Below are 26,454 nucleotides of genomic sequence, written 5' to 3'. Positions count from 1 at the left end.
CGCACTGCAATTCGGAGTCCTGCGGCTACGGGCTGGTAAGGGGACCCGCGGGTATGTAATGCCCGGCAGCTCGCGGTTGAACCGCCATAGGTGTGCGCGTGCCCGGTAGCGGTTGACGGTCGCGCGGCGCCTCGCGGACCCGGCACCAGGCCGTTCGCCATCGTCGCGGTCGTGCCGCCCGATGGTTCGGCCGATGCTGCCGCGAGTTCGGGGGAGGCGGTATCGGCAGCGAGGGCTCGGACGCGGGGGTGGGCGGCCGGGCCGTCTTCGGGATGCGGTGTTCATATCGGGGTGCAAGGATGGCGGGTTGGCTGTGGGAAGGGCCACTCGACTACACCCTGTCGTCGACGGGGGCAGGGGCGGCTGAGAGACTGGGTGCCGTGAGTTCTTCTCCGCGTGTGAGCCAGGTGTCGGTCCCGGTCTCAGCCCAACTTTTCGAACGCGCCGCGGCGGTCATCCCGGGTGGCGTGAATTCGCCCGTGCGTGCGTTCAACTCCGTGGGCGGCACGCCGCGGTTCATCGCCTCCGCGCGCGGTTGCACGCTGACCGACGCCGACGGCAACGACTACGTCGACCTGGTGTGTTCGTGGGGCCCGATGATTCTCGGGCACGCGCACCCGGCGGTGGTCGAGGCGGTGCAGCGGGCGGCCACCGGCGGGCTGTCCTTCGGCGCGCCGACCGAGGCGGAAATCGAGCTCGCCGAGGCCATCGCGGGCCGGGTCGCTCCGGTGGATCGGGTGCGGCTGGTGAACTCCGGCACCGAGGCCACCATGAGCGCGGTCCGGCTGGCGCGCGGTTTCACCGGGCGCGGCAAGATCATCAAGTTCAGCGGCTGCTACCACGGGCACGTCGACGCGCTGCTGGCCGACGCCGGATCGGGCGTGGCCACGCTGGGCCTGCCGACCTCGCCGGGCGTCACCGGTGCGCAGGCGGCCGACACCCTCGTGCTGCCCTACAACGATCTCGACGCGGTGGCCGCCGCGTTCGCCGCCTACCCGGGTGAGATCGCGTGCGTCATCACCGAGGCCGCGGCGGGCAATATGGGCACGGTCGCGCCGGTGGCCGGATTCAACGAGGGGCTGCGCCGGCTCACCACCGAGCACGGCGCGCTGCTCATCATGGACGAGGTCATGACCGGGTTCCGGGTGAGCCACTCGGGCTGGTTCGGCATCGACGGCGTGGCCGGTGACCTGTACACCTTCGGCAAGGTGATGAGCGGTGGCCTGCCGGCCGCGGCGTTCGGCGGGCGCGCCGACATCATGAACCACCTGGCGCCGCTGGGGCCGGTCTATCAGGCGGGCACCCTCTCGGGTAACCCGGTCGCGGTGGCCGCGGGTCTGGCCACGCTGCGCGCCGCGGACGAGCAGGTGTACGCGACGCTGAACAAGAACGCCGAGCGGCTGGGCGCGCTGATGACCGAGGCGCTGACCGCCGAGAGCGTCCCGCACCGGGTGCAATTCGCGGGCAATATGGTGAGCGTGTTCTTCGCCGAGAACCCGGTCACCGACTACGCCGCCGCCAAGGCGAGCGAAACCTGGCGTTTCCCAGCCTTCTTCCACGCGCTGCTGGATGCCGGTGTGTACGCGCCGCCGAGCGCCTTCGAAGCCTGGTTCGTCTCGGCCGCCCTCGACGAGGACGCGTTCGACCGCATCGCCGCCGCCCTCCCCGCCGCCGCGCGCGCCGCGGCGGCCGCCACCCCCGAAGGATCCGCCGCGTGAGCTCCGCCCACCCCGACTCCGGCATACCCGCACCCACCCAGCACGAGGTTCCCCTCTCCGCCGCCGAGGCCACCCGCCTCCTGGACTCCATCCGTCAGGCCGAAGAGGAACTGGCCGAAACCGGCGAACACATCGCCGTCTCCCCGGCCGAACCCGTTTCCGCCCCAACGGAATCCGACCATTCCGGCGCAACCGCCGGGTCCGAAACGGATCCGGATGACCCCGATGCGGGTGAATCCGCTGTTCCGGTTGCGTCGTTCTCGTCCGAGATCGTGGTCGAGATCGACCCCGATGCGGGTGAACCGGGCACGGAATTCGCGGCCGAGGGCGATTCGGATGCGGCTGCCGCCGGTGCCGACGTGGCCTCCGGCACCACGGGCGGGTTGATCCTGCCGGGTGACGTGGCGAGCGATCTCGAGACGATCGTGCACGTCATGCGGCACGGCGAGGTCCACAATCCCAAGGGCATCCTGTACGGCCGGTTGCCCGGATTCCAGCTGTCGGTGACGGGGCGGGCGCAGGCGCAGGCCGTGGCGCGGTCGCTGGCGGATCATGACATCGCGCTGGTGGTGGCGTCGCCGCTGCAGCGGGCGCAGGAGACCGCGGATCCCATTGCAGCGGGCCACGGTCTGGTGATCCGGACCGACGACAATCTGATCGAGGCCGGCAATACCTTCGAGGGGCTGCGGGTCTCGGCGGGGGACGGCGCGCTGCGCAAGCCCCGGCACTGGTGGAAGCTGCGCGACCCGTTCACGCCGTCCTGGGGTGAGCCGTATCTGCAGATCGCGCACCGCATGCTGGCCGCGGTGAACAAGGCGCGGGTGGAGGCCGCCGGCCGGGAGGCCGTGCTGGTCTCGCATCAGCTGCCGGTCTGGACGCTGCGCCGCTTCCTGCAGGGACAGCGGCTGTGGCACGACCCGCGGCACCGCCAGTGCTCGCTCGCCTCGCTGACTTCGCTTGTCTACCAGGGCGATACCTTGATCGACATCGTCTACTCGGAGCCGGCGGGCGCCTCGGACCCCAAGGTGACCGGGGCATGAGCGGGTCAGGCACGGAGGAGGCAGCTTGCGTAACCGCGCAGGGCCCCCGCTCATGCCGAAAGGGCACAGCATGAGCCGCGCCATCGCGTCCCGGCCCGTCCGCCGCCCGCTGCGCCGGGTCGCGGCGTTGCTGGCCGGTGTGAGTGTGGTGGCCGTGCTCGCCGGGTGTTCGACGGCGGGCAAGGACGCGGTGGCCCAGGGCGGCACCTTCGACTTCGTCTCCCCGGGCGGCAAGACCGAGATCTTCTACGATCCGCCGTCCTCGCGCGGCACCATCGGCAAGCTGTCCGGCCCGGATCTGCTGCACGACGGCAAGACCACGTCGGTGGACGACTTCCCCGGCAAGGCCGTGGTCGTCAATATCTGGGGCCAGTGGTGTGGCCCGTGCCGCGCGGAAGCGCCCGCGCTGGAACAGGTCTACGAGGCGAGCAAGGACAAGGGTGTCGCGTTCCTGGGCATCAATGTCCGTGACAACCAGAAGGACAAGGCCCAGGACTTCGTGACCGACAACAAGGTCGGTTACCCCTCCATCTACGACCCGTCCATGCGCAGCCTGCTCGCGCTCGGCGGCAAGTTCCCCACCAGCGTCATCCCCACGACCATCGTGCTGGACAAGCAGCACCGGGTGGCGGCGGTGTTCCTGCGCGCCCTGCTGGCCGAGGACCTGCAGCCGGTGGTGGACAAGCTCGCGCAGGAGCAGGCGTGAACCACGTGACCTACCTGGCGAGCGTGGGGGATTCGTTCCAGCAGACCGCCGCCACCGGACCGCTGCTGCTGGCGCTGGGCGCGTGCATGCTGGCCGGTCTGGTGTCGTTCGCCTCGCCGTGCGTGGTGCCGCTGGTGCCCGGCTACCTGTCGTACCTGGCCGGTGTGGTGGGCGCGGAGGCCCCGCCGGTGACGGTGGAATCGGCCAAGACCACCAGAACCGCCGTGGCGGGCCGCAATTCCACGCGCCTGCGGGTGGCGGGCGCGGCGGGCCTGTTCGTGGCGGGCTTCACCGTGGTGTTCGTGCTCGCCTCGGCGACCGTGTTCGGCGCGATCCAGGTGCTGAACGTCAATCGTGATCTGCTGCAGCGCATCGGCGGCGTGGTGACCATCGTGATGGGCCTGGCGTTCATCGGTCTCATTCCGGCGCTGCAGCGCGACACCCGCATGGAGCCGCGCCGACTCAGCGGCCTCATCGGGGCTCCGCTGCTGGGCGCGGTCTTCGCGCTCGGCTGGACACCGTGCCTGGGTCCGACGCTGTCGGGCGTGATGGCGGTGTCGGCGGGCACCGAGGGCACCACCGCGGTCCGCGGCGTGGCCCTCATCGTGGCCTACTGCCTGGGCCTGGGCCTGCCCTTCGTGATCCTGGCCTTCGGCTCGGCGACCGCGTTGCGCGGCGTCGGCTGGTTGCGCCGTAATTCCCGCACCATTCAGGTGATGGGCGGTCTGCTGTTGGTGGCCGTCGGCATCGCCCTGGTGACCGGGGCGTGGGACCAGTTCGTCTCCTGGGTCCGCGACGCCTTCGTCTCGAATGTGACCCTGCCGATCTGACATGACTGCCACCATCGAAACCCCCAGTGCCCCCGTCCGTCCGCCGCGTCAGTCGCCGCCGCGGCGCGTACTCGGCGTCCTGCGCAATACCTGGCGCGGACTGACCAGCATGCGCACCGCGCTGATGCTGCTGTTCCTGCTGGCCCTGGCCGCCATCCCGGGCGCGCTGCTGCCGCAGCGCAGCCTGAACGCGGGCAAGGTCGACGACTACATCCGCAACCGGCCCACCCTGGGCCCGTGGATGGACCGGCTGCAGCTGTTCGACGTGTTCTCCAGCTTCTGGTTCACGGCCGTGTATGTGCTGCTGTTCATTTCGCTGGTCGGCTGCATCCTGCCGCGCTGTGTGGACCACTACCGTGCGCTGCGGACGCCGCCGGTCAAGGCGCCGCGCAACCTGTCTCGGCTGCCGCATCACTGGTCGGGGACCGACGCGGCGACCCCGGAGCAGGTGATCGAGCGGGCTCGCGGTCAGATGCGCGGCTGGCGCACGGTCGTGCAGCCGGGCGATCGCGCGGGGGAACTGACCCTCTCGGCGGAGAAGGGGTACACCCGCGAGCTCGGGAATCTGGTTTTCCACCTGGCGCTGGTGGGCCTGCTGGCGGCGATCGCGGTCGGCAAGCTGTTCGGCTACGAGGGCAATGTGGTCGTGCTCGCCAATGACGGCCCGGGTTTCTGCACCACCTCGCCCGCGGTGTTCGACTCGTTCCGCGCGGGCAATGTGAACGACGGCACCGGCCTGACGCCGATGTGTGTGCGGGTCAAGGACTTCCGGGCCGACTACCTGCAGAACGGCCAGGCGTCCATGTTCACCTCGAACATCCAGTACCAGACCGGTAAGGATCTGAACTCCGACACCTGGCGGGACACCACCGTCCAGGTGAACCATCCGCTGCGCGTCGCCGGCGACCGGGTCTACCTGCAGGGCCACGGTTTCGCGCCCAAGTTCACGGTGACCTTCCCGAACGGCCAGACCCGCACCGAGGCCATCCAGTGGAAGCCGGACGACGCCACCACCTTCCTGTCCTCGGGGGTGCTGCGCATCGATCCGCCGGGCGGCATGTATCCGAACGAGGAGGAGCGCCGCAAGCATCAGGTGGCGATCCAGGGTCTGTTCGCGCCGACCGCGCTCATGCACGGGCAGCTGCTGACCTCGATGTATCCGGCCATGAAGGATCCCGCGGTGGCGATCGACGTCTACCAGGGTGATACCGGCCTGGACACCGGCCGCGCCCAGTCGCTGTTCGCGCTGGACCCGGAGATGATCAAGCAGGGTCGCCTGGTGAAGGAACAGCGGGTGAACCTGAAGCCGGGTGAGTCCGCGACCCTGTCCGACGGCACCAAGGTCACCTTCGACGGCGCGGAAGAGTTTGTGAACCTGCAGGTTTCGCACGATCCGGCGCAGCAGTGGGTACTGGTGTCGGCGCTGACCATGATGGCGGGCCTGCTGGTGTCGCTGCTGGTGAAGCGCCGTCGCATCTGGTTGCGGGTGTACCCGGGTACCGGAACCGACGAGGTACGACGTACCGTAGTAGAAATGGGCGGATTGGCCCGCACCGACCAGGCCGGGTGGGGCGGCGAGTTCGACCGCCTGCGTGAGCGGCTGCTGACGGGAGAGAAGTAATGCCGATCGACGAGAACATCGCCTCCTACAGCGATCTCGCGTTCAAGTCGGCCATCGTGATCTACGCGCTGGTCTGGATCATGCTGGTCTGGCAGTTCGCCCTGACCCGCACGGTGCCGACGGCCGCCGCCCGCCAGCTGGTCACCGCCGGAGGCGGTTCCGGCATCGTCGACGAGCCGCCGGCCAATGTGCCCGGCAAGGTGCAGCCGCGCGGGGTCGAGCGCCCCTTCTCGGAACGCCTGGGCAATATGGCCTTCGCGGTGCTGTTCGTGGGCTTCGGCGTGCACCTGGTCTCGATCGTGCTGCGCGGCTTCGCGACCCACCGCTTCCCGCTGGGCAATATGTTCGAGTTCATCTCGATGGCCACCGGCGCGGCCGTGCTGCTCGGCCTGATCCTGCTGCGCGACCAGCGCTATCGCGGCATGTGGTCGTTCCTGCTGGTGCCGGTGCTGATCCTGCTGTTCCTGGCGGGCACCAAGCTGCACGTGGACGCGGCCCCCGTGGTCCCGGCCCTCAAGTCCTACTGGCTGCCGGTGCACGTCACCGTGGTGTCGATCGGCTCGGGCGTCTTCCTGGTCTCCGGTGTCGCGAGTCTGCTGTTCCTGTTCCGCCTCTGGCAGCCCGCGGGCGCGGAGTCCGACACCATCTTCGGCCAGCTGGCCCGCCGCCTCCCCGACGCCCAGCTGCTGGACCGGCTCGCCTACCGCACCACCATCATCGGCTTCCCGATCTTCGGCGCCGGCGTCATCCTCGGCGCGATCTGGGCCGAGGCCGCGTGGGGCCGCTTCTGGGGCTGGGACCCCAAGGAGACCTGCTCCTTCATCGCCTGGGTCCTCTACGCCGCCTACCTGCACGCCCGTGCCACCTCCGGCTGGCGCGACACCAAGGCCGCCTGGATCAACATCGCCGGTTTCGTGGCCATGCTCTTCAACCTCTTCATCATCAATATCGTGGTGAGCGGTCTGCACTCGTATGCGGGTCTGAACTGACCCGATAGGCTTCCTGAACTGGCCCAATGGGTTTCGGAAGGTCCCGGCACGTTTCAGTGCCGGGGCCTTCTTCTTTTCCCGGGAACTTCCGATCGGTGCTCAGGGGCTGTACCGTATTAAGCGACCGTGATTAGAACACGTTCTAGTTTTTAGTGAAGGGGCTCGTCATGGCAGTGGCGCCGCAGAGTCGGGTTCGGAAGGTGCGGGAGATCGACGTGGGCGAGGCGCCCACGCGGTACGCACGCGGATGGCATTGCGTCGGGCTCGCGAAGTCGTTCCGGGACGGGAAGCCGCATCAGATCTCCGCATTCGGGACCAAGCTGGTGGTCTTCGCCGACAGCAAGGGCGAGTTGCACGTGCTCGACTCCTACTGCCGGCACCTGGGCGGCGACCTCAGCATGGGTGAGATCAAAGGTGATTCCATCGCCTGCCCGTTCCACGACTGGCGTTGGGGCGGCAATGGGAAGTGCACCGGGATTCCGTACGCGCGGCGGGTGCCGCCGCTGGCGCGGACGCGGTCGTGGATCACCTTGGAGCGCAACGACCAGCTCTTCGTGTGGCACGACCACGAGGGCAACCCGCCGCCGGACGAGGTGACGATCCCCTACATCGAGGGCCCGTACACCGATGCCGAGGGCAAGGGCACCGAGGGGCTCGCCGACGGCTGGACCGAGTGGACCTGGGAGTCCATGGTGATCGAGGGCTCCAACTGCCGCGAGATCATCGACAACGTCGTGGACATGGCCCACTTCTTCTACATCCACTACGCGTATCCGACGTTCTTCAAGAACGTCTTCGAGGGCCACGTCGCCACCCAGTTCCTGGACTCCACGGCGCGCCCGGACAAGGGCATGGCCACCCAGTACGGCGGCAACTCGACGCTGAAGTCGGTGGCCTCGTACTTCGGGCCGTCCTACATGGTCAATCCGCTGGTCAACAACTACAGCGGGTTCGAGCTCGAGACCGTGCTGATCAACTGCCACTACCCGATCTCGCAGGACGCGTTCGTGCTGCAGTACGGCATGTCGGTGCGCAAGCCGCAGGGCATCGACGATGCCTCGGCCGATCGGATCGCGAAGAAGATGACGGTCGGCATCGGTGAGGGCTTCCTGCAGGACGTCGAGATCTGGAAGCACAAGTCCAAGATCGAGAATCCGCTGCTGACCGAGGAGGACGGGCCGGTCTACCAGCTGCGCCGCTGGTACGAGCAGTTCTACGTGGACGTCGCCGACATCGACCCGAAGTCGGTGCAGCGCTTCGAGTTCGAGGTCGACACCACCAAGGCCAATGAGGCGTGGGAGGCGGAGGTCGCCGAAAACCTCAGGCGCAAGGCGGAAGAGGACGCCGTCAGTCACTGACGGGGATCGGGTTCCGGACGGTCCGGGTGGGCGCGTGCTGCGCGCCCACCCGGACCGTCGTCAGTTGGCGGCCGCGGTGACCGCCGCGATCAGCGCCTCGCCGGTGTAGGCGCGGCCGCCGATGCCCCAGGCGCCGTCGAGGGCATTGAGGATATTGACCCAGATGTCCTCGCGCCGATGGCCTGCGGTGGTGAGCCCCGCGACGATCTCGGTGGCCGCGGTGATGAAGGCCGCGCGGGCGTCCGGGTCGGGCAGGCCGATATTGGGCAGCTTGAGTTCGACCATGACGATCGGCCGGTTCTCGCCGCCCGCGTAGATGTCCTCCGGCGGCAGCAGGTGCACGCTGCCGCCGATGATTCCGGTGAAGAAGTCATTGCCGGCGCCGCCGCTGACCTCGGCCAGGGCCGCGGTGAGGGCGGGCAGGATCTCGCGTTCGCCGCGGGCGGTGAGGACGCCGCGCGGTGCGGTCACGGTGATGGGCACTGGGCTCTCCGTTCTCGAGACGCTAGTACGTACGTACTAGCGAGTCGAGTGTGCACTAGGATGGCCGTACTAGTCAATGGCGGGAGGAAGAATGGCGGCGACCACGCGGGATCGGATGATCGACGCGGCCATCGATGCGCTGCAGAAGAAGGGTGTCGCGGGCATGTCCTTCACCGCGGTCCTGGACGCCAGCGGCGCCGCGCGCGGCGCGATCTACCACCACTTCCCCGGCGGCAAGGCCGAACTGGTGGCGACGGCCGCCGCCCGCAACGGCGATCAGGTGCGCGAGCGTCTGGCCGCGCTACCGGCCTCCGACCCGGTGACTCTCGTCGAGTCCTTCCTCGCCCTGGTCCGCCCGGTGGTGGCCGCCTCGGCCGACGGGGCGGGCTGCGCCGTCGCCGCCGTCACCGTGGACCCCGACAGCGGCGACCTGCGCACCGTGGCCGCCACCGCATTCGATTCCTGGACAACCACTCTCGCCGAGCGTCTGACCGCCGCCGGCGCGGACCCGGCCACCGCCGCGGACCTGGCGACCACCCTGCTCACCCTGCTGCAGGGCGCGCACGTGCTCTGCCGCGCCGCGGGCGAGATCGAGCCCTTCGATCGAATGGCCCGCGCCGCAACGGATCTCGTCCGCCACCGCTTCGCGCCGGGCGCTCAGGGGCGGTAGGCGCGCAGGAACGTGTCCACGGCCGCGTCGGCGACGGCCTGGAGTTCGGCCGCGGCGACGGCCCGATTGCCCTGGCGCGAGCGCGCTTCCAGCGGACCGCTCAGCAGCGCCAGGAACTGCTCGGCGGCGACCGCCGGGTCGCTGTGCCGCAACCGCCCGGCCAGCGCGAGCCGGGCCAGCCGGTCGGCGAGCGCGTCGCGGAGCCGAATCGTGGTGCGGTCCAGGACGGTATCGACCAGATCGGGGAAGTCGCCCGCCTCGGCGTAGGTGAGCCGGTGCAGGGCGAGCGCGCGCTCGTCCGAGCAGGCCTGCAGCAGTAGCGCGGCGGTCTCGCCGAAGGCGCCGGCCAGATCGTCGCCGGGCTCGCGCAGCGGTTCGAGCGTGCCCAGGGCCTGCTCGCCGACCGCGTCCGCGGCCGCCGACATCGCCGCCCGGAACAGCGTTTCCTTGTCGGTGAGGTGGTTGTAGACCGTCGGTTTGGCGACGGATGCCGCGTCGGCGATCTCCTGCACACAGGACTGGGCGTAGCCGCGTCGTGCGAACACCGTCAGGGCCGCGGTCAGGATGGCCTGTCGCTTGTCGATGCGGCCGCGGCTCGCCTTCGCTGTGGTCACCTCGCCATCTTACCGATGTGTTCGTCCTATTGAACTCGCGGGTTCAATCCTGTCTACTGAATCAGCTGGTTCGAAATATTGAACTAGCTAGTTCAAATGAAGGAGTTGGCATGATCGTTCACGTCCTGCGGTTCCGATTCCGCGACGAGTCCACCGAGCAGCAGCGGGCCGAGGCGCTCGCGGCCATGCGTCGTACCGCGTCGGTGGAGTCGGTGAGTTTCGCGACGGTCGGGCAGAGCCTGGGGGATCCGGCCGAGGGCCTCACGCATGCCTACTGCGTGGGTATCGAGGATCTGGCCGCGTTGGAGCGGTATCTGCACGACCCGGTGCATCTGGCCGGGGATCCGGAGATCGCGCCGCATTTCGCGAAACTGGTGATCGGCCCGGATATCTCGGATGATCCGGACCCGGAGCTGTCCGAGAAGATCAAGGCGCTGCATCTGCGCAAGGTCGAGATGTATCCCGAATGGGAGGAGCTCATGGCCACCATCCCCGAGGTGGCCTTCGCGTGAAACGACGCGTCCCCCGTGTTCCGCTGGTGCGGAACACGGGGGACGGTCACATCTGTCTATATGGCTATCTGGTTGGCGAGCTTCGGTCATTCAGGTGGATTCGCCGTCACGATGCTCCCGGGAGAGCTTGGCGAGGAAATCCGGATCATCTTCGGGACCGATAACGCGGTTGCGCCGAGCGGGTGCTGGGCCGGTGCCGGCCGATCGCTGGGGTCCGAAAGCCTTCCAGCACAGCATCGCGATGGCCACTACCGCGATGAGTGCCAACAGGTACGTCACGTCGCTCACCTCCTGACAACGAGGGTAATCCGAGTGCGTACCCGCGGCACCTGAAGCGGGAAATAGGTGTTACACGCGGGTGGCCTCGGTGGTGAGGGACCGCAGGAGTTGCAGAACTTCTGATTCGCGGAACCGGCGGTGGCCGCCCGGAGTCCGCAGGGAGCCGAGCCGACCTGCGTGAGCCCAGCGGGTCACGGTCTTCGGATCGACGTGGAACAGGGCAGCGACCTGGCCTGGGGTGAGCAGAGTGTCCTGGCCGTTGACGGAACCCAATGCGCGGCTCGCCGCGGTGAACGCAGTCATTCGCAAACCTTTCCGTTTCGACAGATCCCTCATCAGTAGCGACATCGTTGCACTGGACCCCCTGGGTGTTCGAACGGTCTCGCTTTGGTAAAGGGGAAGTAATAGACAAAACGGATATCCGTTATGTGTTTACGGTCACCTTTGGCGCTAATGCAGCGAACTACCAGCGACATACGGGCTGGTCGGATTGATTTTCCGGCCGGGCGAGGGCCGCGGCGGCGCCCGAATGTCCGTCACCTACGCTGTTCTGCGTGAGTGATGCAACCCGGCCCGAAGGTGCGGGCCGCCGCCTGGCGCGCAGTTTGGCTATCTACACGGTGGCCCGGCTCGGCCTGGTCGCCGTCATCACCGCGATCATCATGGGCGTCGCCGCCGTGGTGAAAGTGGCCATCCCCCTCATCGTGGCCCTGCTGTTCGGGCTGCTCATCGCGATGCCGCTGTCGCTGCTGCTGTTCAAGAAGCTGCGTACCCAGGTCAACAAGGACATCGCGGCGGTGGACGCCAAGCGCCGCCGGGACCGTGACCAACTGATGTCGAGACTGCAGGGCAAGGACGAGCAGTGAAACGCTGCGACCGCAGCGCACCCAGGGACTGGGTCGACAATGCGGTCCGGCTCATCGACGCCGACACCCAGCGCAGTGCGGACACCCATCTGCTGCGCTATCCCCTGCCGCCGGAGTGGGGCGTCCAGCTCTATCTGAAGGACGAATCCACCCATCCGACCGGCAGTCTCAAACACCGTCTGGCGAGATCGCTGTTCCTGTACGCCATCTGCGACGGCTGGGTGACCGAGGGCACCACCGTGGTGGAGGCCTCCTCGGGGTCGACGGCCATCAGCGAGGCGTATTTCGCCAGGATGCTGGGCCTGGACTTCGTGGCCGTGGTCCCGGCCAGGACCTCGCCGGAGAAGCTGGCGCTCATCGAGGCCCAGGGCGGTCGCTGTCACCTGGTCGAACGCGCACCCGACATATATACGGAGGCGGCGCGTCTGGCGGACGAGACCGGCGGCCACTATATGGACCAGTTCACCAATGCCGAGCGGGCCACCGACTGGCGAGGTAACAACAACATCGCCGAATCCATCTTCCAGCAGATGACTCTGGAGGCGCACCCGGTGCCGGAGTGGGTCGTGGTGGGCGCGGGGACCGGCGGGACCAGCGCGACCATCGGCCGCTACCTGCGCTACAAGCGGCACGCGACCCGGCTGGCCGTGGTGGATCCGGAGAACTCGGCCTTCTACGGCGGCTACGAGGTCGACGACCTGGACTATCAGACCGGAATGCCGTCCCGGATCGAGGGCATCGGGCGGCCGCGGGTGGAACCGTCGTTCGTGCCGAGCGTGGTGGACTGCATGATCGAGGTGCCCGACCCGGCCTCGGTGGCGACCGCCAGGCACGCGAGCGCGGTGCTGGGCCGGCGCGTGGGCGGGTCCACGGGCACCAATCTGTGGGGGGCCTTTGCCCTGATTGCCGACATGATCGCCGCGAACCGTACCGGCAGTGTGGTGACGCTGCTGTGTGATGGCGGAGACCGTTATGCCGGAACCTATTTCAATGACGAATGGGTTGCCGACCAGGGGCTGAGCTTGACCGAGCCCACCGCGGTGCTGACCGAATTCATCGCCACCGGTACTTGGTCGGGATAGTTTTCGCACGGCACGACGGGTCGGCTGATATCGGTTGATCACCCGTCGGAAAGATTGCTACTTATTTGCCGAAGTGGCTTGGTTGGGTCCGGATCGTTAGCGGGCGCAGCGTTTTTCACGCGCCTCGACGGGGTAGCGGGGCCTCCAGAGGCGTTAATAGGCCTTGACGTTTCGGGGCGTTGCCGGACCACCGGACGGGTCACCGCGGTCGGTCGATCGGCCGCGGTGCCGAGCATCAGGAGCCACGATTGCAGGCTCGATTGGGTGCGCCATATATTGATGCGCAACTCGGTGATGGCCAGCGTGCGCGGCTCGCGCACCAGCTTGGTGAGATCGGTGCGCTCGACGGCGACCGTGTCGGAGCGCCACAGCAGTGCGAAGTCCGGATCGGTGAGGCACTTCCCCAGGATCTGGCGGCCGCGCTCGTCATCGTCGCTGCGGGCCAGCTGCATACGAAACCGACCGGCTGCCATTCGCACTTCGGTATCCCAGTTCACCATGACGGTGCGCGAGATCGGATTGAAGATCAGCCATTCCAGGTAGTTCACCCCGGGGACGAGTTCCGGGAAGTACTCCTGGTGTGCGGCATTGGCCGCGACGGTGTCCCAGAGTTCGGTGATGTACGCGCCGATGGCGGGGGTGAGCAGATCCAGGTACTCCCGGTCGGCGGGGGTGGGGTGGTCGGCCTCGAGGCGCGGCAGCGGCCCCTCGGCCAGCGCCAGCGCATACTCGAATTCGGCCGGCGGCAGTTTCAGTGCGGTGCAGAGGGATTCGATGACGCGCCGGGACGGAGTGGCCCCGCCCTCGATCTTGGTCAGATAGGGGACCGAGAGGTTGGCCGGCCAGGCCAGTTGGGGACGCGTGAGATTCGCGGTGGTGCGGCGCTGGCGAATGTATTCGCCGAACGTGGGAACTCCATCCATTGCTTGGGCAGACCTTACTTGTATGGCCGTCAGGTGCACGCGCGGTTGCCGACGGAGTCCCGCACGGTTCCCGGGGTGTGGGCGGTGCGGCCTTCCGTTCCGCTCCAATAGTTTGAAGCAACAACAAATCAGAAGTGCGGGGCGGGGTCGTCAACGCCTGGGAGCCTGCGGTTTTCGGCCTGTTGCGCGACTGCGCACTGCTGTCGGCGAACATCTTTCCGATTGTGTCAATTTTCGTTGACACGCCGCGAGTGTCAATGTAAATTGACACTCATGAGTGAAGCAACGACTCTGGCGGCCGCCGCCGGCAGCCCCGACCCCCAGGTCGGGCTCCGCGCGGTGCTGGCACTGCGCCGGTTGCTCGAGCGGCTCGAGGCCATTCAGGTCGGCAATGCCCGTAAGCAGGGCTGGTCCTGGCAGGCCATCGCGGACGCGCTCGAGGTCAGCCGGCAGGCGGTCCACCAGAAGTACAACCGGAAGGGCGGTATCCGCTGATGTTCGAACGATTCGACAAGGCGGCCGGACACGCGGTCGTCATGGCCCAGGAGGAGGCCCGCGGCCTGTGCTCGTCGACCATCGAGGTCGAGCACATGCTGCTGGGTCTGCTCGGCAGCCCCGACCCTGGTCTGCGGGAAATCCTTGCGGCACACGGTCTCACCGCCGACGGCGTGCGAGACGCGGTGGCCCGCAAGCGGACCGGCGAGCCGCTCGGTGCGGAGGACGCGGCCGCCCTGCGTTCCATCGGCATCGACCTCGACGCCGTGCGCGAGAGCCTGGAGGCCACCTTCGGCGAGAACGCCCTCGACCAGGCGGCCGTGCCCGCCGAGCAATCGCGCTGGGGCAAGTACTGGGGCGCGGAAGGCGGCCCGCGCGGTCACATTCCCTTCACCAAGGATTCCAAGAAGGTCATCGAGCTGTCCCTGCGTGAGGCGATGTCGCGCAAGGACAATCGCATCGAGGCCGGGCACATGATGCTGGCCGTGCTGCGCGCGCCCAATGCCGTCACCCGCCGCCTGCTCGGCGACGACGAGGCGATGCGCGTCCTGCGTGATGCGGTGTCCGGCTATCTCGACCGCGCGGCCTGATCCGGTCCGCGTAGCGACCGCCCTACCCGGATGCCCGGCCCGCGAGTTGATCTCGCCCTACGATCGGGGCATGACGCTACTGATACGTCTGCTGATCAACGGGGTGGCCATCTGGCTGGCCGCCGCCTGGGTGAACGGCATCGAGATCAAGACCCCCGAAGACACCACCCAGAGCAAGATCCTGGTGATCGCGGCCATCACGGTGGTGTTCGCCCTGGTGAACACGCTGGTGAAACCGATCGTGAAGGTGCTCTCGTTCCCCTTCATCGTGGTCTCGCTGGGCCTGTTCCTGCTGGTGATCAACGCGCTCATGCTGTGGCTGACCGCGAAGATCACCGGCACCACGGATTACGGCCTGCGCGTGGACGGCTTCTGGGCGGCCGTGCTCGGCGGCATCATCATCTCGCTGGTGAACTGGGTGCTCGGCGTCCTGGTCCCGGACGAGGACTGAGACCGGCCGGCCGTCGATCAGACGACGGCCAGCGCCACGGCCACCACGGCCGACCAGACCAGCATCGCCTGACCGGTACCGGCAAGGGCGGGAATCAATCCCGGACCGTTCTTGCCGGTCCGCACCGGCTCGTTGGCGCGGACCGCCAGCGGCAGCGCGACCAGCGCGGCCAGGGTCCACGGGCTGCGCCAGACCAGCAGTGCGAGCGCGAGGAACGGGATCAGGATCAGCACCATGTGCAGAGTGCGGGTGTGCGCGTCGCCCAGCCGCACCGCCAGGGTGAGCTTGCCCGATTCGGTATCGGTGGGAATGTCGCGGAGGTTATTGGTGACCAGCACCGCGCTGGAGAACGCGCCGACGGACGCCGCGCACACCAGGCCCGCCCAGTCCACCCGCCCGGCCTGCACGAACTCGGTGCCCAGCACCGCCACCAGGCCGAAGAACACGAACACCGCGATCTCACCGAAACCGCTGTAGCCGTACGGGTTCCGGCCGCCGGTGTAGAACCACGCCCCCGCCAGGCAGGCCGCGCCCACCAGCAGCAGCCACCAGGCGCTGGTGATCACCAGCACCAGGCCGATGACCGCCCCGATGGCGAGGCAGGCGATGGCGGCATTGCGTACCGCGGCCGGAGCCGCCAGCTTGGAACCGACCAGCCGCAGCGGGCCGACCCGCTCGTCATCGGTGCCGCGAATGCCGTCGGAGTAGTCGTTGGCGTAGTTGACGCCGATGATCAGCGCCACCGAAAGCAGCAGGCACAGTATGGCTTTCCACCACACGAACCCGTCGATCGAGGCGGCCGCCCCCGTGCCCGCCAGAACCGGGGCGATGGCATTCGGGAGGGTGCGCGGCCGAGCGCCCTCGATCCACTGTGCTGCTGTAGCCATGCCTGGCAGCCTAGTGCGAGAGCCGGTGGCCGCGCCCGCCCGAGTGTCCGGGGATACCGGCGCCGGCCCCGGTCAGCTTTCGGCCGCGGCCTTGAGCTGGGCCAGCCCCTTCTCGAAATCCTTGCCGACCAGGCGATCCATCGGGAACAGCTTGCCGATGATGGCCATCGGGCCGTTCTGCGTGCCGGTCATGCGCCAGGTCACCGCGGTGGAGTCGCCCTGCGGACGGAATTCGAAGGTGACCTGGTTGGTCGCCTTGAACGGCTTCTCGAAGTGCAGCTTGATGCCGATGGCGTCGGAGGTGGCGGAGGTGATCTCCATGTCACCGCGGCCGGCCTTGCGGTTGCCGCTCCAGAGATAGCGGGCGCCGATGCCGCGATCGGCCCCGCTGTAGACGCGCTCCATCGCGGGATCGGTGTCCTCCCACGGCGACCACTTGCGCCACTGGTGGAAGTCGTCGACGAGCGCCTGGACCTGTGCGGGATCGGCCTTGATGACCGTTTCCCGGCGAATGTCGAATTCGGCCATGGCAAGAGGGTAAGCGCTGCCGACCCCGAATGGGCCTCGCCGTCGATAAACCGGTTGAGCCGGGCCCGGCGCGTCGGGTAAGCACGGGTCCCGTACGACGGCCCGGCACCGGTCGTGCGCATCCGGCGACCACCCGCCCGCTCACCTACGATTGGCAAGGAATGAATTCGCACAACGGCAGTTCGAGCAGCACGGGAAGCGCGCGGGTGGCGAACGTGGGCGACTCGACCCTGGTGGCCCTGCTGGGCGAGATCGCACTGCGCCGCGACGGTGCGCTGACCGCCGTACCCGGTGCGCGGGCCCGGCTGCTGGTGGCGGCACTGGCCGTGCACCCCGGCCGCAGTCGCGGCGCGCAGGCGCTCATCGACGACGTCTGGGGCGAGGACCCGCCGCGCGCGCCCATGAACGCGCTGCACACCCAGGTCTCGCGACTGCGCTCGGCGCTGCCGGAGGGCGCGCTCGAAATCGGTCCCGCCGGATACCGTCTGGTCCTGGCACCCGAGCAGGTCGATCTGTCGCTGGCCCAGCAGCTGGAAAGGCAAGCCCGCCAAGCCCATATCGCCGGCGACGGCCTCGCCTGCCTGGACCTGGTGACCGCGGCCCGCGCGCTCTGGCGCGGCGAACCCGCCGCCGACCTGCCGCCCGGTCCCGTCGCCGAGGAACTCGCCACCCTGGCGGCCACCCGCCGCCGCGCGCTGGACGCGCTGGAGTTGACCGCCCGCGAAGCCGTCGGTGACCTGCCCGCCGCCATCGAGCTGGCCCAGCAGGCCGTGGTCGCCGACCCGCTGGACGAGCCCGCCCACGGCACCCTCATGCGCCTGCTCGGCGCGGCGGGCCGCACCACCGAGGCCCTCGACGTGTTCGCCACCCTGCGCACCCGGCTGGTCGACCAGCTCGGCGCCGATCCGGGCCCGGCGCTGATCGCCTTGAATACCGCGATCCTGCGCGGTGAACCGCTGCCCGGGCGGCCGGCGGCGTCGATCGGCAGTGCTGCCGGCGCGCAAGGATATTCGTCGACAGCGCCTGATTCCGGGGTGGTCCGGCCCAGCGCCTTCGCGCCTTCGGCCGACAGCGGCGTCCGGCCGGATGGGCCCGGCGCCGCCGAGCACAGACTGTCCGTGGTGCCCGGCGTGGCCGGTGGGATCAGCTTCGGCGGTGACGGTTCCGCGGCGATCGGACAGGTGGCGTCGATCGATGGCCGTTCGTCCGGCCACGTGCGCACCGGGGGCCGTGCCGCGGGATCCGCCCGGGCGGCCGAGGCGCGAGAACTGGCGGGCGAGAACGCGATCGGACTGCGTGCCGCACCGAATCCGCTGCTGGGCCGGGAGGCCGATCTGGCAGCGCTGGAGGAGATCCTGCGGTCCTCGCGGGTAGTCACCGTGCTCGGTCCGGGCGGGACCGGGAAGACCCGGATCGCCAACGAACTGGGTGCGCGGATAGCGCACGAGACCGCGGTGATGCTGGTGGAATTGGCCTCGCTGCGTTCGGAATCCGATGGTGCGGCCGAAACCCGCGACGAGATCGAGGTCGCCATCGCGACCACCCTCGGCGTGGCCGATGTCGTGTGGGAGACGAACGTGCTGCGGCAGGTGCGGGGCCGCGATATCCGGCAGAAACTGCGGGAGGCCCTCGGGGCGCGCCCGGTACTGCTGATCCTCGACAACTGCGAACACCTCATCGAACCGGTGGCCGAGGTGGTCGCCGATCTGGTCGGGGTGAGCGACCAGCTCACGGTGCTCACCACCAGCCGTGCACCGCTGGAGATCACGGCCGAGGCGGTGTATCCGTTGCCGCCGTTGACCATCGACGCCGCCGGGTCACCCGCCACCGACCTGTTCGAGGCGCGGGCCCGCGCGGTGCGCCCGTCGGTGCGGCTGGATCCGGAGGTCGTGGCCAGGCTCTGCCGCAACCTCGACGGACTGCCGCTGGCCATCGAACTGGCGGCGGCGCGGGTGCGCACCATGAGCGTCGAGGAGATCGAATCTCGCCTCGACCATCGATTCGCCCTGCTGCGCAGCGGAGATCGCAGTTCTCCGCAGCGGCATCGCACATTGCACGCGGTGATCGAGTGGAGCTGGAACCTGCTCGACGAGCCACAGCGGGTGGCACTGCGCCGACTGTGCCGATTTCCCGCCGGATTCACGCTGGCCGCCGCCGAATGTCTGCTGGCCGGGCCGGAGATCGACGATCCCGCGATGGCCGTCGACGGTCTGGTGAGCCAGTCGCTGCTGACGGTGCTGGAGGACGAGGAGGGCGGCACCCGCTATCGGATGCTGGAGACCGTCCGCGAGTTCGGTGAGGAGCAGCTGGCCCGCACCGGCGAAGCCGGCCTGGTCATGGACCGAATGTCGAAGTGGGCCAGGGAATTCGCGGTCGACGCCGCGCAGCGGTACGACACCACCGAACAGGTGTCGGCGGTGCTGGCCCTGAGCGCGGACATGGACAACCTGATCGCCGTGCTGCGCTACGCGCTGGAGCGGCACGATCCCGAGACCGTGCACACGGTGTTCCCGACCCTGGCCGGACTCTGGGTGTTGCGCGGCGCGCACGCCGAACTGATCAGCTGGTCGCCGCGCGTCATCGCGTTGCCGCCCACGACCTTTCCGGCGGTCGGGGCGGAGACCGACCTCTACATCCACGGCCAGTTGATGCTCGGCATGCACCTCATGTTCGGCGCCTCCGATCTGCGCGCGGTGGGGCGGGTGCGGACCACGATCCGGCGCATTCTGGCGTCGGGCGCGCCGATGAGCCCGGTCGCACGGTATCTCGGCGAACTGGTCACCCGGTCCCGCAACAACACGCAGTTGGCCCGGAGATTGAGCGCGGGCGTGCGGTCGCCGGATGAACAGATCCGGCTCGCGGCCCTGCTGCTGCGGGCGAACCTGTGCGAGAACAACGGCATGGCGTACCGCTCGATCAAGGACGCCGAACTCGCCATGCGCATCAGCGGCGACCGGGACACCTGGGGCACCGCCATGACCACGCAGCACCTCGGCAGCATGCACGGCCAGTCGGCGCGCTACGCCGAGGCGGTCGGGTATTACCGGCGGGCCGTCGAACTGCTCGAGGAACTGCGGGCCTGGGACGAAGCCGTGGAGGTTCGCGGCCTGCTGGCCATCTCGCTGGCGGGCACCGGGCAGCCGGCGACGGCCCGGCAGGCCCTCGAACCGGCCCTCGGGGTGGTCGGCGATCTGCCTCTCGACGCACCGGTGACCAAGCCCAACCACCGGATCGCCGCCGTCGCGGCCGCACTGGCGGAAATCGAACTCGCCGAAGGGGATATCGACACCGGGCTGCGTCGCTTCCGGCAGGTGCCCGCGCTGATGGACTGGCCGCACAATGTCGGAATGCCGGGACCGGCGACCCTGATCTTCGTATCCGCCGTCATCGACGCCCACGTGCTGTCCGGCCGCGTCGAGCAGGTGCAGCGGACCGCGGCGGAACTCGCCGATGTCGCGGTCCGCGTGATCGGCGGCCAGTTCTGGGATCTACCGCAGATCGGCTCGATGAGCTGCGCGATCGGCACCTATCTGCTCGCCACCGGGCAGCACGTCGAGCGTGGTCTGGAACTGATCCTGCTGACGCCGAAGGTGTTCGGCCGCCAGGACTATCCGTCGATGCAGTGGCAGCGGCACCTGGACCTGCACCGCGCCGGGGTGGGGGAGGAGCGGATCACCGCCGCGCTGAATTCGGTTGCGGGACTGGGGCGTCGCACGGCGGCCGAGCGGATCATGGTGCACGTGAAGTCGATCGGCGGCACCCAACGCGAAACGCCCGCCCACCGGTGACCGGTGGACGGGCGTCCCAACCGCGGGGCGAGCGGCCGCGTCAGGCGCGGCGCATGTACGCCTTCACCGCGAGCGGGGCGAAGATCGCGATCACGACGATGGAGCCGATGATCGAGTACACCACGTTCGAGCTGTAGACATTGCTGTTCATCAGCTCTCGGGCCGCGTTGACCATGTAGTAGATCGGGTTGGCCTTGTTGAGGCCCTGCAGCCAGCCCGGCATGGTGGACACCTGGGCGAACGCGCCGGACATGAAGGTCAGCGGGAACATGATCATCATCGAGATGCCCTGCACCGCGGGCGCGCTCTTACCGGTGATGCCGATCAGCGCCCAGATCCAGCTGATCGCGAAGGAGCAGAACACCACCAGCAGCCCGGCGACCACCACGGCCACGAACCCGCCGTGCGGGCGGTAGCCGAGGATCATGCCCATGACCACCGTCAGCACCGTGGCCAGGCCGTAGCGGACCATGTCCGCCAGCAGTGCCCCCGACAGCGCCGAAATGCGGGCGATCGGAAGGGATTTGAAGCGGTCGAAGACGCCCTTGTCCATGTCCTCGCGCAGCTGGGTGCCGGTGACCACCGAGGTCAGGACCACGGTCTGCACCAGCAGGCCGGGGATCAGCGTCGGCAGGTAGGCGCTCACGCTGCCCGCCATGGCCCCGCCGAAGATCCCGGCGAACAGCGCCGTGAACAGGATGGGCTGGACGGTGACGTCGAAGAGCTGTTCGGGGTTGTGCTTGATCTTCAGCAGTCCGCGGTAGGCCATGGTGAACGAGTTCGCCACGGTCTGCCGGAACGGAATATGGTTGCTCACTTCGGGAATCGGTGCGACCGTGGCCGCGTGCCGCCCAGCAGGGGCGGAGAGAGTCGTGGTCATGCCGCGCTCCGTTCGGTGTCGTCGGTGTCGTCCTCGGCGGCGTGCCCGGTGAGTGCGAAGAACACTTCGTCCAGGCTCGGCTTGGCGACATTGATCTCGTCGATCCGGATGTCGTTCTCGCGCAGCCGGATCAGGATGTCGGTGGTGATGCTGGGGTCGGGCAGGGGCGCGGTGATGCGGCCGGCCTCCGGGCTGATGGTGGCCTCGACGATCCGGCCCGCCGCGCGGGAGAGGACCTCGCCGACCACGATCCGGGCCGCTTCGATGCGGTCACGGTCGGTCAGCGTCAGCTGCAGCGCGGACAGCCCGACCGAGGACTTGAGTTCATCGGAGGTGCCGTCGGCGATGACCTTCCCGTGGTCGATGACCGCGATCCGGTCGGCCAGCTGGTCGGCCTCGTCCAGGTACTGGGTGGTGAGCAGCACGGTCGAGCCCTCGCTCACCAGCCGCCGGATGGTGTCCCACATCTGGGCGCGGGTGCGCGGGTCCAGGCCGGTGGTCGGCTCGTCCAGGAACAGCAGCGGCGGCCGCGCGATCAGGCTGGCGGCCAGATCCAGGCGGCGCCGCATGCCGCCGGAGAAGTTCTCCAGCGCCTTGTCGGCGGCCTCGGTCAGGCCGAATTCCTCGAGCAGCTCGGCCGACTTGCGCCGCGACTCGGTCTTCGACAGGCCCAGCAGCCGCGAGAAGATCACCAAATTCTCGGTGGCCGTGAGCTTTTCGTCGACGGACGCGTACTGGCCGGTGACGCCGATCAGCGACCGCACCGCCGTGGGCTCGGCGACCACGTCGCGGCCGAAGATGCGGGCGTTGCCGCCGTCCGGGCGGAGCAGGGTCGCGAGCATGCGGATGGTCGTGGTCTTGCCGGCCCCGTTGGGTCCCAGCACGCCGTAGACGGCACCCCGCGGCACCGCGAGACTCACGCCGTCGACGGCCCGCTGCTCCCCGAAGACCTTGACCAAGCCGTCCGCCTCGATGGCGAGAGTCTCAGCAGGTGTGTAAGAAGTCATGGCTACACCCTGCGGGGCTTGCCTTGCACCCCCCTTGCACGGCGGTTGCGTGCTCCGCGCAAGAGGTGAGCACCTTTGCGCAAGCGGCCATCACTTCGGCGCCAGTGGCCATCAGCATGGTGCGAGCGGACCGGGCCGCTGCGTTCAGTGCGTCGAGTGCGCCAGCAGCAGCTGTCGCAGTTTGGCGCGGTCGGGTTTGCCCGGGCCGCGCAGCGGAAGTTCGTCCAGCACGGCCAGTTCGCGCGGGGCGGCGATGGCGTCGAGTTCGGCGGCCACGTGGTCGCGCAGTTCGTCGAGGCTCGGCGCGGTGGCGCCCGGGGCGGGAACGATGGCGGTGGCCACGCGCTGGCCGAGGCGGTCGTCGGGCAGGCCCAGCACCACGCACTCGGAGACGGCCGGGTGGGTGATGAGGACGGCCTCGACGACCTGGGGGATGACCAGCAGGCCACCGGTCATGATGGCCTCGTCGAGGCGGCCGGTGATGGTCAGCACGCCATTGTCGAGGTGACCGGCGTCCTCGGTCCGGAACCAGCCGGGTTCGGCGAAGGCGGGGTGGTCGGGGATATTGCGGTAGCCCTTGGCGATGGTGTCGCCGCCCAGCATCACCCGCCCGTCCTCGATGCGTACCCGGGTGCCCGTCAGTGGTACTCCCTCGTACACGCAGCCGCCGCAGGTCTCGCTCATGCCGTAGGTGCGGAACACCTTGATGCCCGCCGCGCGGGCCCGGTCCAGCACCGGCTTCGGGGTGGCCGCGCCGCCGACCAGTACGCCGTCCAGGCCGGCCAGCGCCGCGGTGGCGGCCGGCTCGTCGAGGGCCTTGATCAGCTGGGTGGGGACCAGCGAGGTGTAGCGGCGCGGTCCGCGCATGCTCGCGATCGCGCCGACCAGGGCCTCGGGCAGGAAGCCGCCGGAGACGTCCAGCACGGTGGGCTCGGTCCCGGCCAGGATGCTGCGCAGCAGCACCTGGATGCCCGCGATGTGGTGCGTCGGCAGGGCCAGCAGCCACTGTCCGGGCCCGCCCAGGCGCTCGTGGGTGGCGTCGCCGCTGGCCCGCAGATTGGCCGCGGTGAGCATGGCGCCCTTGGGATTTCCGGTGGTGCCGGAGGTGGTGACCACCAGGGCCACGTCGTCGTCGATCTCCTCGCCGGGGCGCAGGCTGCCGCTCAGGCGCTGGGTCTCGCGGCGGTCGGCGGTGGGAACCGGAAGCCAGGCCGGGCCGTTGCCCTCCAAGGCTTCTCGCAGATGCGGCAATACATCGCCCACCGCTGAGCCGGTGGGCATGGGGAGGATTCGGAGTGTATTGCTCACGTTCGCGATCGTGTCATTCCGTGGGGTGGCGGCGCGCGCTGGGGTCGGCGGCCGGATGTCGATGCTGCAGGGTCTCGTGCGGTCAGTCGGACGTCGGTGTCGCCAGCGGCCATCCACCGGCTGCGAGCCTGGAGGCCACCCGAGCGATATCGTCCTCGCCGGGCTGCTCCTTGGCAACTCGGGCGATCGCCGCCGCGATGTCGGCACGCTCGATATCGGCGGCGGCCACCCGCTCGCGGATCAGCTGCTCCACCACCAGCTGCACCTCGTAGTCGGTGAGCCGCCGGTGCAGCACCGCGAGCAGCGCCACATAGTCGGACTGCGGAATGCCCTGCGGGTATCCGGCTTTCAGCCAGTCCAGCACCTTCTGCAGCACGTTCTGGCGCGGCGGCGGCGTGTGGGCCGGGTCGGCGGCCGCCTGGTTCGTTTGTCCGGGGGTGCTCACGAGCGTGCCTTTCGATGAGGCGGCGTCACGCGCCGAGCAGGTGAATTCCGAGTCGGGAGGCCAGGAAGCCGCGTGCGATGAAGAGCACACCGGCGACCACCGCGATCATGACCACGGCGAAGCAGAGCAGGGACGCGGCCAGGGCGGCGGTCCGGGTGGCGCCGGTCGCATCGTCGTCGGCCTGGGAGCGGAAGCGGATGCCGACGGCGAACACGGTCGGCAGCCCGGCCCCGAAGATCAAGGCGGCCAGCACGACTCGCCACAGGTCGGAGAGGTTGTGCAGCAGGGTGTGCATCGCGGTCTCCTAGCCGATTCCGACGGTGTCGTCATTGCGGGGAGCGGCGGGGCCGGCCCTGCGGGGAGCCGCGGAGTTTGCACTGCGACCGTTCGAGGTGGCCGGTTCCGCCGCGCCACCCCACTCCTCGGTGACGTTGTGCGAGTTGACCACCGCGCGCTTGGACCGGAACCAGATGAACGCCGCCATGGCGATCAGCAGCGCCAGCACCACCAGCACGCCGGCCGTGCCGCCGATGCCGTGCAGGATGGCCCAGCAGATCGCGCCCACCACGCCGGCCAGCGGCAGGGTCAGCACCCAGGCCACCACCATGCGGCCGAGCACGCCCCAGCGCACCTCCGCGCCCGGGCGTCCGATGCCGGAACCGAGGATGGATCCCGTCACCACCTGGGTGGTGGACAGCGGCAGGCCGAAGTGGGCCGAGGTGAGAATGATCGCCGCACTGGTGGATTCGGCGGCGAAGCCCTGCGGCGGCACGATGTCGACCAGGCCCTTGCCCAGGGTGCGGATGATGCGCCAGCCGCCGAGGCAGGTGCCGGCGGCCATGGCGATGGCGCAGGACACGATGACCCACAGCGGCAGCGGATCGCTGGCCTTGGCCGAGCCGTGCGCGATGAGCGCCAGGAAGATGATGCCCATGGTCTTCTGCGCGTCATTGGTGCCGTGCGCCAGTGAGACCAGGGAGGCGGTGCCGATCTGTCCCCAGCGGAAGCCGCGGGTCACGGTCCTCTCGTTGCTGTCCCGGGTGATCCGGTACACCACCCAGGAGGCGATCGAGGCCACCAGCGCCGCCACGATCGGGGAGAGCAGGGCCGGGATGATGATCTTGGCGAGCACACCCTTGCTGCCCGCCGTCCAGATCACCCCGTGCAGGCCCAGCGCCGCGATGGTCGAGCCGATGAGACCACCGAACAGCGCGTGCGAGGAACTCGACGGCAAACCCAACAACCAGGTGAACAGATTCCACAGAATGCCGCCGACCAGTCCGGCGAAGACGATGTCCAGCAGGGCGCGGCCGCTCACCTCCGAGAGGTCGACGATGCCCTCGGCGACCGTGGCGGCGACGGCGACGCTGAGGAACGCACCGACCAGATTCAGTGCTCCGGACAGGAGTACGGCGGTACGCGGGGCGAGGGCACCGGTGGCGATGGAGGTGGCCATCGCGTTCGCGGTGTCGTGAAATCCGTTTGTGAAGTCGAATGCCAAGGCTGTGCAAACAACGATCAGCAGAACGAGCAGTTCGGCAGACACACCGATCAGTTTGCGTCATGCTCTTTACGCTCCGTTAACCGGTGCCCCCGGACGCATTTCACAGTTACCGCCGTGCTAAGGGGCGGTCCGCCGCGCTCAGTCGCCCCGGGTGTCGCGCCGGAGCGGGTGATTCGGCGGCACCTCGACGAGCACCAGCGGCGTCCCCTCGGGATCGCGGATCCACATCTCGATCAGGCCCCACGGTTCGCGCTCGGGCGCGCGGTCGATGATGACCCCGCGCAGCGCGAGTTCCGCGGCGGCGTCGTCACAGTCGCGCACCTGTAGCCAGATGGCGCCGGCGAACCCGCTCGGAGCATCGTCCGCGCGCCCGTGCCCGGCTACCTCGATCAGCGACTGCCCCGCGAAAAACACCGTCCCACCCGGATACTCGCGGGCAATGGCCAGCTCCAGCGCGTCCCGATAGAACTCGACCGTCCGCTCGTAGTCGCGGGGCCGCAGGATTACCCGACTGCTCAGTATCTCCATGAGTGCAGCATGACAGCTTGCGGTTTGCTGCGGTCCGGGTTCAGAAGTACCAGGGGTAGGGCTTCCAGTCCGGTTCGCGCTTCTCGAGGAAGGCGTCGCGGCCCTCGACCGCTTCGTCGGTCATGTAGGCCAGGCGGGTCGCTTCACCGGCGAAGAGTTGCTGGCCGACCAGTCCGTCGTCGGTGAGATTGAAGGCGTACTTCAGCATTCGAATGGCCTGGGGCGACTTGCCCAGGATGTCGGCGGTCCATTCCAGTGCGACGTCCTCGAGCTGCTCGTGGTCCACGACCGCGTTGACCGCACCCATCTGATGCATCTCCTGCGCGGTGTAGGGCCGCCCCAGGAAGAAGAT

30 protein-coding genes are annotated in these 26,454 nt (G+C 68.8%); 15 read left to right on the top strand and 15 right to left on the bottom strand.

The genetic code is table 11. From position 1 onward, the window contains the following. The first annotated feature begins 380 nt into the window (after positions 1–380). The 7 genes from hemL (at position 381) to ACWEKS_RS22940 (ending at position 8,262) form a co-directional block, all read left to right on the top strand. Complete coding sequence (gene hemL, locus ACWEKS_RS22970; RefSeq protein ID WP_452341967.1) at positions 381–1,718, top strand: glutamate-1-semialdehyde 2,1-aminomutase; 1,338 nt, start codon at positions 381–383, stop codon at positions 1,716–1,718. A gap of 434 nt (positions 1,719–2,152) precedes the next feature. After that, positions 2,153–2,758: a histidine phosphatase family protein gene (locus ACWEKS_RS22965; protein WP_354847158.1), complete on the top strand. Its 606-nt coding sequence runs from the start codon at positions 2,153–2,155 to the stop codon at positions 2,756–2,758. A gap of 70 nt (positions 2,759–2,828) precedes the next feature. Beyond that, the gene (locus ACWEKS_RS22960) at positions 2,829–3,464 is read left to right on the top strand and encodes a TlpA family protein disulfide reductase (RefSeq protein ID WP_452341966.1); all 636 of its coding nucleotides are present in this window, start codon (positions 2,829–2,831) and stop codon (positions 3,462–3,464) included. A 5-nt stretch (positions 3,465–3,469) separates the two neighbouring features. Next, positions 3,470–4,294 (top strand): cytochrome c biogenesis CcdA family protein, encoded by an 825-nt coding sequence (locus ACWEKS_RS22955; protein WP_452342072.1) that lies wholly within the window; start codon positions 3,470–3,472, stop codon positions 4,292–4,294. Position 4,295: 1 nt separating this feature from the next. Further along, a complete protein-coding gene (gene resB, locus ACWEKS_RS22950) occupies positions 4,296–5,915 on the top strand; it encodes a cytochrome c biogenesis protein ResB (protein ID WP_452341965.1) in 1,620 nt (539 codons plus the stop codon). Further along, on the top strand, positions 5,915–6,904 hold the full coding sequence (ccsB, locus tag ACWEKS_RS22945) for a c-type cytochrome biogenesis protein CcsB (RefSeq protein WP_379389246.1): 990 nt from the start codon (positions 5,915–5,917) through the stop codon (positions 6,902–6,904). Before resB ends, ccsB begins: the two co-directional genes overlap by 1 nt. A gap of 167 nt (positions 6,905–7,071) precedes the next feature. Next, a complete protein-coding gene (locus tag ACWEKS_RS22940) occupies positions 7,072–8,262 on the top strand; it encodes a Rieske 2Fe-2S domain-containing protein (protein ID WP_452341964.1) in 1,191 nt (396 codons plus the stop codon). A 60-nt stretch (positions 8,263–8,322) separates the two neighbouring features. Here ACWEKS_RS22940 and ACWEKS_RS22935 read toward each other — a convergent pair whose 3' ends face one another. Beyond that, the gene (locus ACWEKS_RS22935; protein WP_452341963.1) at positions 8,323–8,745 is read right to left on the bottom strand and encodes a hypothetical protein; all 423 of its coding nucleotides are present in this window, start codon (positions 8,743–8,745) and stop codon (positions 8,323–8,325) included. A 91-nt stretch (positions 8,746–8,836) separates the two neighbouring features. Between ACWEKS_RS22935 and ACWEKS_RS22930 the strand changes: the two genes are divergently transcribed. After that, the gene (locus ACWEKS_RS22930; protein WP_452341962.1) at positions 8,837–9,415 is read left to right on the top strand and encodes a TetR/AcrR family transcriptional regulator; all 579 of its coding nucleotides are present in this window, start codon (positions 8,837–8,839) and stop codon (positions 9,413–9,415) included. Here ACWEKS_RS22930 and ACWEKS_RS22925 read toward each other — a convergent pair. Beyond that, on the bottom strand, positions 9,403–10,029 hold the full coding sequence (locus ACWEKS_RS22925; protein WP_452341961.1) for a TetR/AcrR family transcriptional regulator: 627 nt from the start codon (positions 10,027–10,029) through the stop codon (positions 9,403–9,405). The genes ACWEKS_RS22930 and ACWEKS_RS22925 overlap by 13 nt on opposite strands. Before the next feature lie 110 nt (positions 10,030–10,139). Between ACWEKS_RS22925 and ACWEKS_RS22920 the strand changes: the two genes are divergently transcribed. Next, on the top strand, positions 10,140–10,541 hold the full coding sequence (locus ACWEKS_RS22920; protein ID WP_452341960.1) for a Dabb family protein: 402 nt from the start codon (positions 10,140–10,142) through the stop codon (positions 10,539–10,541). 90 nt (positions 10,542–10,631) lie between these two features. Here ACWEKS_RS22920 and ACWEKS_RS22915 read toward each other — a convergent pair whose 3' ends face one another. Together ACWEKS_RS22915 and ACWEKS_RS22910 are read right to left on the bottom strand one after the other, a co-directional pair. Further along, a complete protein-coding gene (locus ACWEKS_RS22915; RefSeq protein WP_357006707.1) occupies positions 10,632–10,820 on the bottom strand; it encodes a hypothetical protein in 189 nt (62 codons plus the stop codon). Positions 10,821–10,889: 69 nt separating this feature from the next. Continuing rightward, positions 10,890–11,123 (bottom strand): BldC family transcriptional regulator, encoded by a 234-nt coding sequence (locus ACWEKS_RS22910; RefSeq protein ID WP_051152909.1) that lies wholly within the window; start codon positions 11,121–11,123, stop codon positions 10,890–10,892. A gap of 251 nt (positions 11,124–11,374) precedes the next feature. On the opposite strand from ACWEKS_RS22910, the gene ACWEKS_RS22905 reads away from it, so the two are divergent. Together ACWEKS_RS22905 and ACWEKS_RS22900 are read left to right on the top strand one after the other, a co-directional pair. Then, positions 11,375–11,686: a DUF4229 domain-containing protein gene (locus ACWEKS_RS22905; protein ID WP_354851448.1), complete on the top strand. Its 312-nt coding sequence runs from the start codon at positions 11,375–11,377 to the stop codon at positions 11,684–11,686. Further along, positions 11,683–12,768, top strand: a complete 1,086-nt coding sequence (locus tag ACWEKS_RS22900) for a PLP-dependent cysteine synthase family protein (RefSeq protein ID WP_452341959.1) — start codon at positions 11,683–11,685, stop codon at positions 12,766–12,768. The genes ACWEKS_RS22905 and ACWEKS_RS22900 overlap by 4 nt, the downstream gene beginning before the upstream one ends. A 38-nt stretch (positions 12,769–12,806) precedes the next feature. On the opposite strand, the gene ACWEKS_RS22895 is transcribed toward ACWEKS_RS22900, so the two are convergent. Then, the gene (locus ACWEKS_RS22895) at positions 12,807–13,691 is read right to left on the bottom strand and encodes an MmyB family transcriptional regulator (protein ID WP_452341958.1); all 885 of its coding nucleotides are present in this window, start codon (positions 13,689–13,691) and stop codon (positions 12,807–12,809) included. Between the two features lie 273 nt (positions 13,692–13,964). Here ACWEKS_RS22895 and ACWEKS_RS22890 point away from each other — a divergent pair, with 273 nt between their 5' ends. The 3 genes from ACWEKS_RS22890 to ACWEKS_RS22880 all read left to right on the top strand — a co-directional run bounded on the left by ACWEKS_RS22890 (position 13,965) and on the right by ACWEKS_RS22880 (position 15,227). After that, entirely contained in the window at positions 13,965–14,186 is a 222-nt protein-coding gene (locus ACWEKS_RS22890) for a hypothetical protein (protein WP_040813561.1), read from the top strand. Further along, positions 14,186–14,776, top strand: coding sequence for a Clp protease N-terminal domain-containing protein (locus tag ACWEKS_RS22885; RefSeq protein WP_452341957.1), 591 nt, complete (start codon positions 14,186–14,188; stop codon positions 14,774–14,776). The genes ACWEKS_RS22890 and ACWEKS_RS22885 overlap by 1 nt, the downstream gene beginning before the upstream one ends. A 70-nt stretch (positions 14,777–14,846) precedes the next feature. Further along, entirely contained in the window at positions 14,847–15,227 is a 381-nt protein-coding gene (locus tag ACWEKS_RS22880; RefSeq protein WP_452341956.1) for a phage holin family protein, read from the top strand. Between the two features lie 17 nt (positions 15,228–15,244). Here the strand turns inward: ACWEKS_RS22880 and ACWEKS_RS22875 are convergent, their stop codons facing one another. Both ACWEKS_RS22875 and ACWEKS_RS22870 read right to left on the bottom strand, forming a co-directional pair. Beyond that, positions 15,245–16,114 carry a 1,4-dihydroxy-2-naphthoate polyprenyltransferase gene (locus tag ACWEKS_RS22875; protein WP_452341955.1) on the bottom strand — a complete coding sequence of 290 codons (870 nt, stop codon included), beginning with the start codon at positions 16,112–16,114 and terminating at the stop codon, positions 15,245–15,247. A 72-nt stretch (positions 16,115–16,186) separates the two neighbouring features. After that, on the bottom strand, positions 16,187–16,642 hold the full coding sequence (locus ACWEKS_RS22870; protein WP_452341954.1) for an SRPBCC family protein: 456 nt from the start codon (positions 16,640–16,642) through the stop codon (positions 16,187–16,189). Between the two features lie 161 nt (positions 16,643–16,803). Here ACWEKS_RS22870 and ACWEKS_RS22865 point away from each other — a divergent pair, with 161 nt between their 5' ends. Beyond that, on the top strand, positions 16,804–20,430 hold the full coding sequence (locus tag ACWEKS_RS22865) for an AfsR/SARP family transcriptional regulator (protein WP_452341953.1): 3,627 nt from the start codon (positions 16,804–16,806) through the stop codon (positions 20,428–20,430). 40 nt (positions 20,431–20,470) lie between these two features. Here ACWEKS_RS22865 and ACWEKS_RS22860 read toward each other — a convergent pair whose 3' ends face one another. The 8 genes from ACWEKS_RS22860 to ACWEKS_RS22825 form a co-directional block, all read right to left on the bottom strand. Then, entirely contained in the window at positions 20,471–21,310 is an 840-nt protein-coding gene (locus ACWEKS_RS22860) for an ABC transporter permease (protein ID WP_452341952.1), read from the bottom strand. Further along, positions 21,307–22,317, bottom strand: coding sequence for an ATP-binding cassette domain-containing protein (locus tag ACWEKS_RS22855; RefSeq protein ID WP_452341951.1), 1,011 nt, complete (start codon positions 22,315–22,317; stop codon positions 21,307–21,309). The genes ACWEKS_RS22860 and ACWEKS_RS22855 overlap by 4 nt, the downstream gene beginning before the upstream one ends. A gap of 144 nt (positions 22,318–22,461) precedes the next feature. Then, positions 22,462–23,598 carry an o-succinylbenzoate--CoA ligase gene (menE, locus tag ACWEKS_RS22850; RefSeq protein WP_452342071.1) on the bottom strand — a complete coding sequence of 379 codons (1,137 nt, stop codon included), beginning with the start codon at positions 23,596–23,598 and terminating at the stop codon, positions 22,462–22,464. Between the two features lie 109 nt (positions 23,599–23,707). Then, positions 23,708–24,070, bottom strand: a complete 363-nt coding sequence (locus ACWEKS_RS22845) for a DUF3349 domain-containing protein (RefSeq protein ID WP_452341950.1) — start codon at positions 24,068–24,070, stop codon at positions 23,708–23,710. Between the two features lie 25 nt (positions 24,071–24,095). Then, complete coding sequence (locus ACWEKS_RS22840) at positions 24,096–24,365, bottom strand: hypothetical protein (protein ID WP_452341949.1); 270 nt, start codon at positions 24,363–24,365, stop codon at positions 24,096–24,098. Positions 24,366–24,374: 9 nt separating this feature from the next. Beyond that, complete coding sequence (locus ACWEKS_RS22835) at positions 24,375–25,616, bottom strand: anion permease (RefSeq protein ID WP_452341948.1); 1,242 nt, start codon at positions 25,614–25,616, stop codon at positions 24,375–24,377. A 96-nt stretch (positions 25,617–25,712) separates the two neighbouring features. Further along, complete coding sequence (locus ACWEKS_RS22830; protein ID WP_452341947.1) at positions 25,713–26,102, bottom strand: VOC family protein; 390 nt, start codon at positions 26,100–26,102, stop codon at positions 25,713–25,715. 40 nt (positions 26,103–26,142) lie between these two features. Further along, positions 26,143–26,454 (bottom strand): enoyl-CoA hydratase-related protein (locus ACWEKS_RS22825; protein ID WP_452341946.1); only part of this gene is annotated, 312 nt, incomplete at its 5' end.

The sequence above is a fragment of the Nocardia sp. NPDC004711 genome, assembly GCF_053601595.1.
This window is presented reverse-complemented; position numbering and strand designations above follow the sequence as displayed.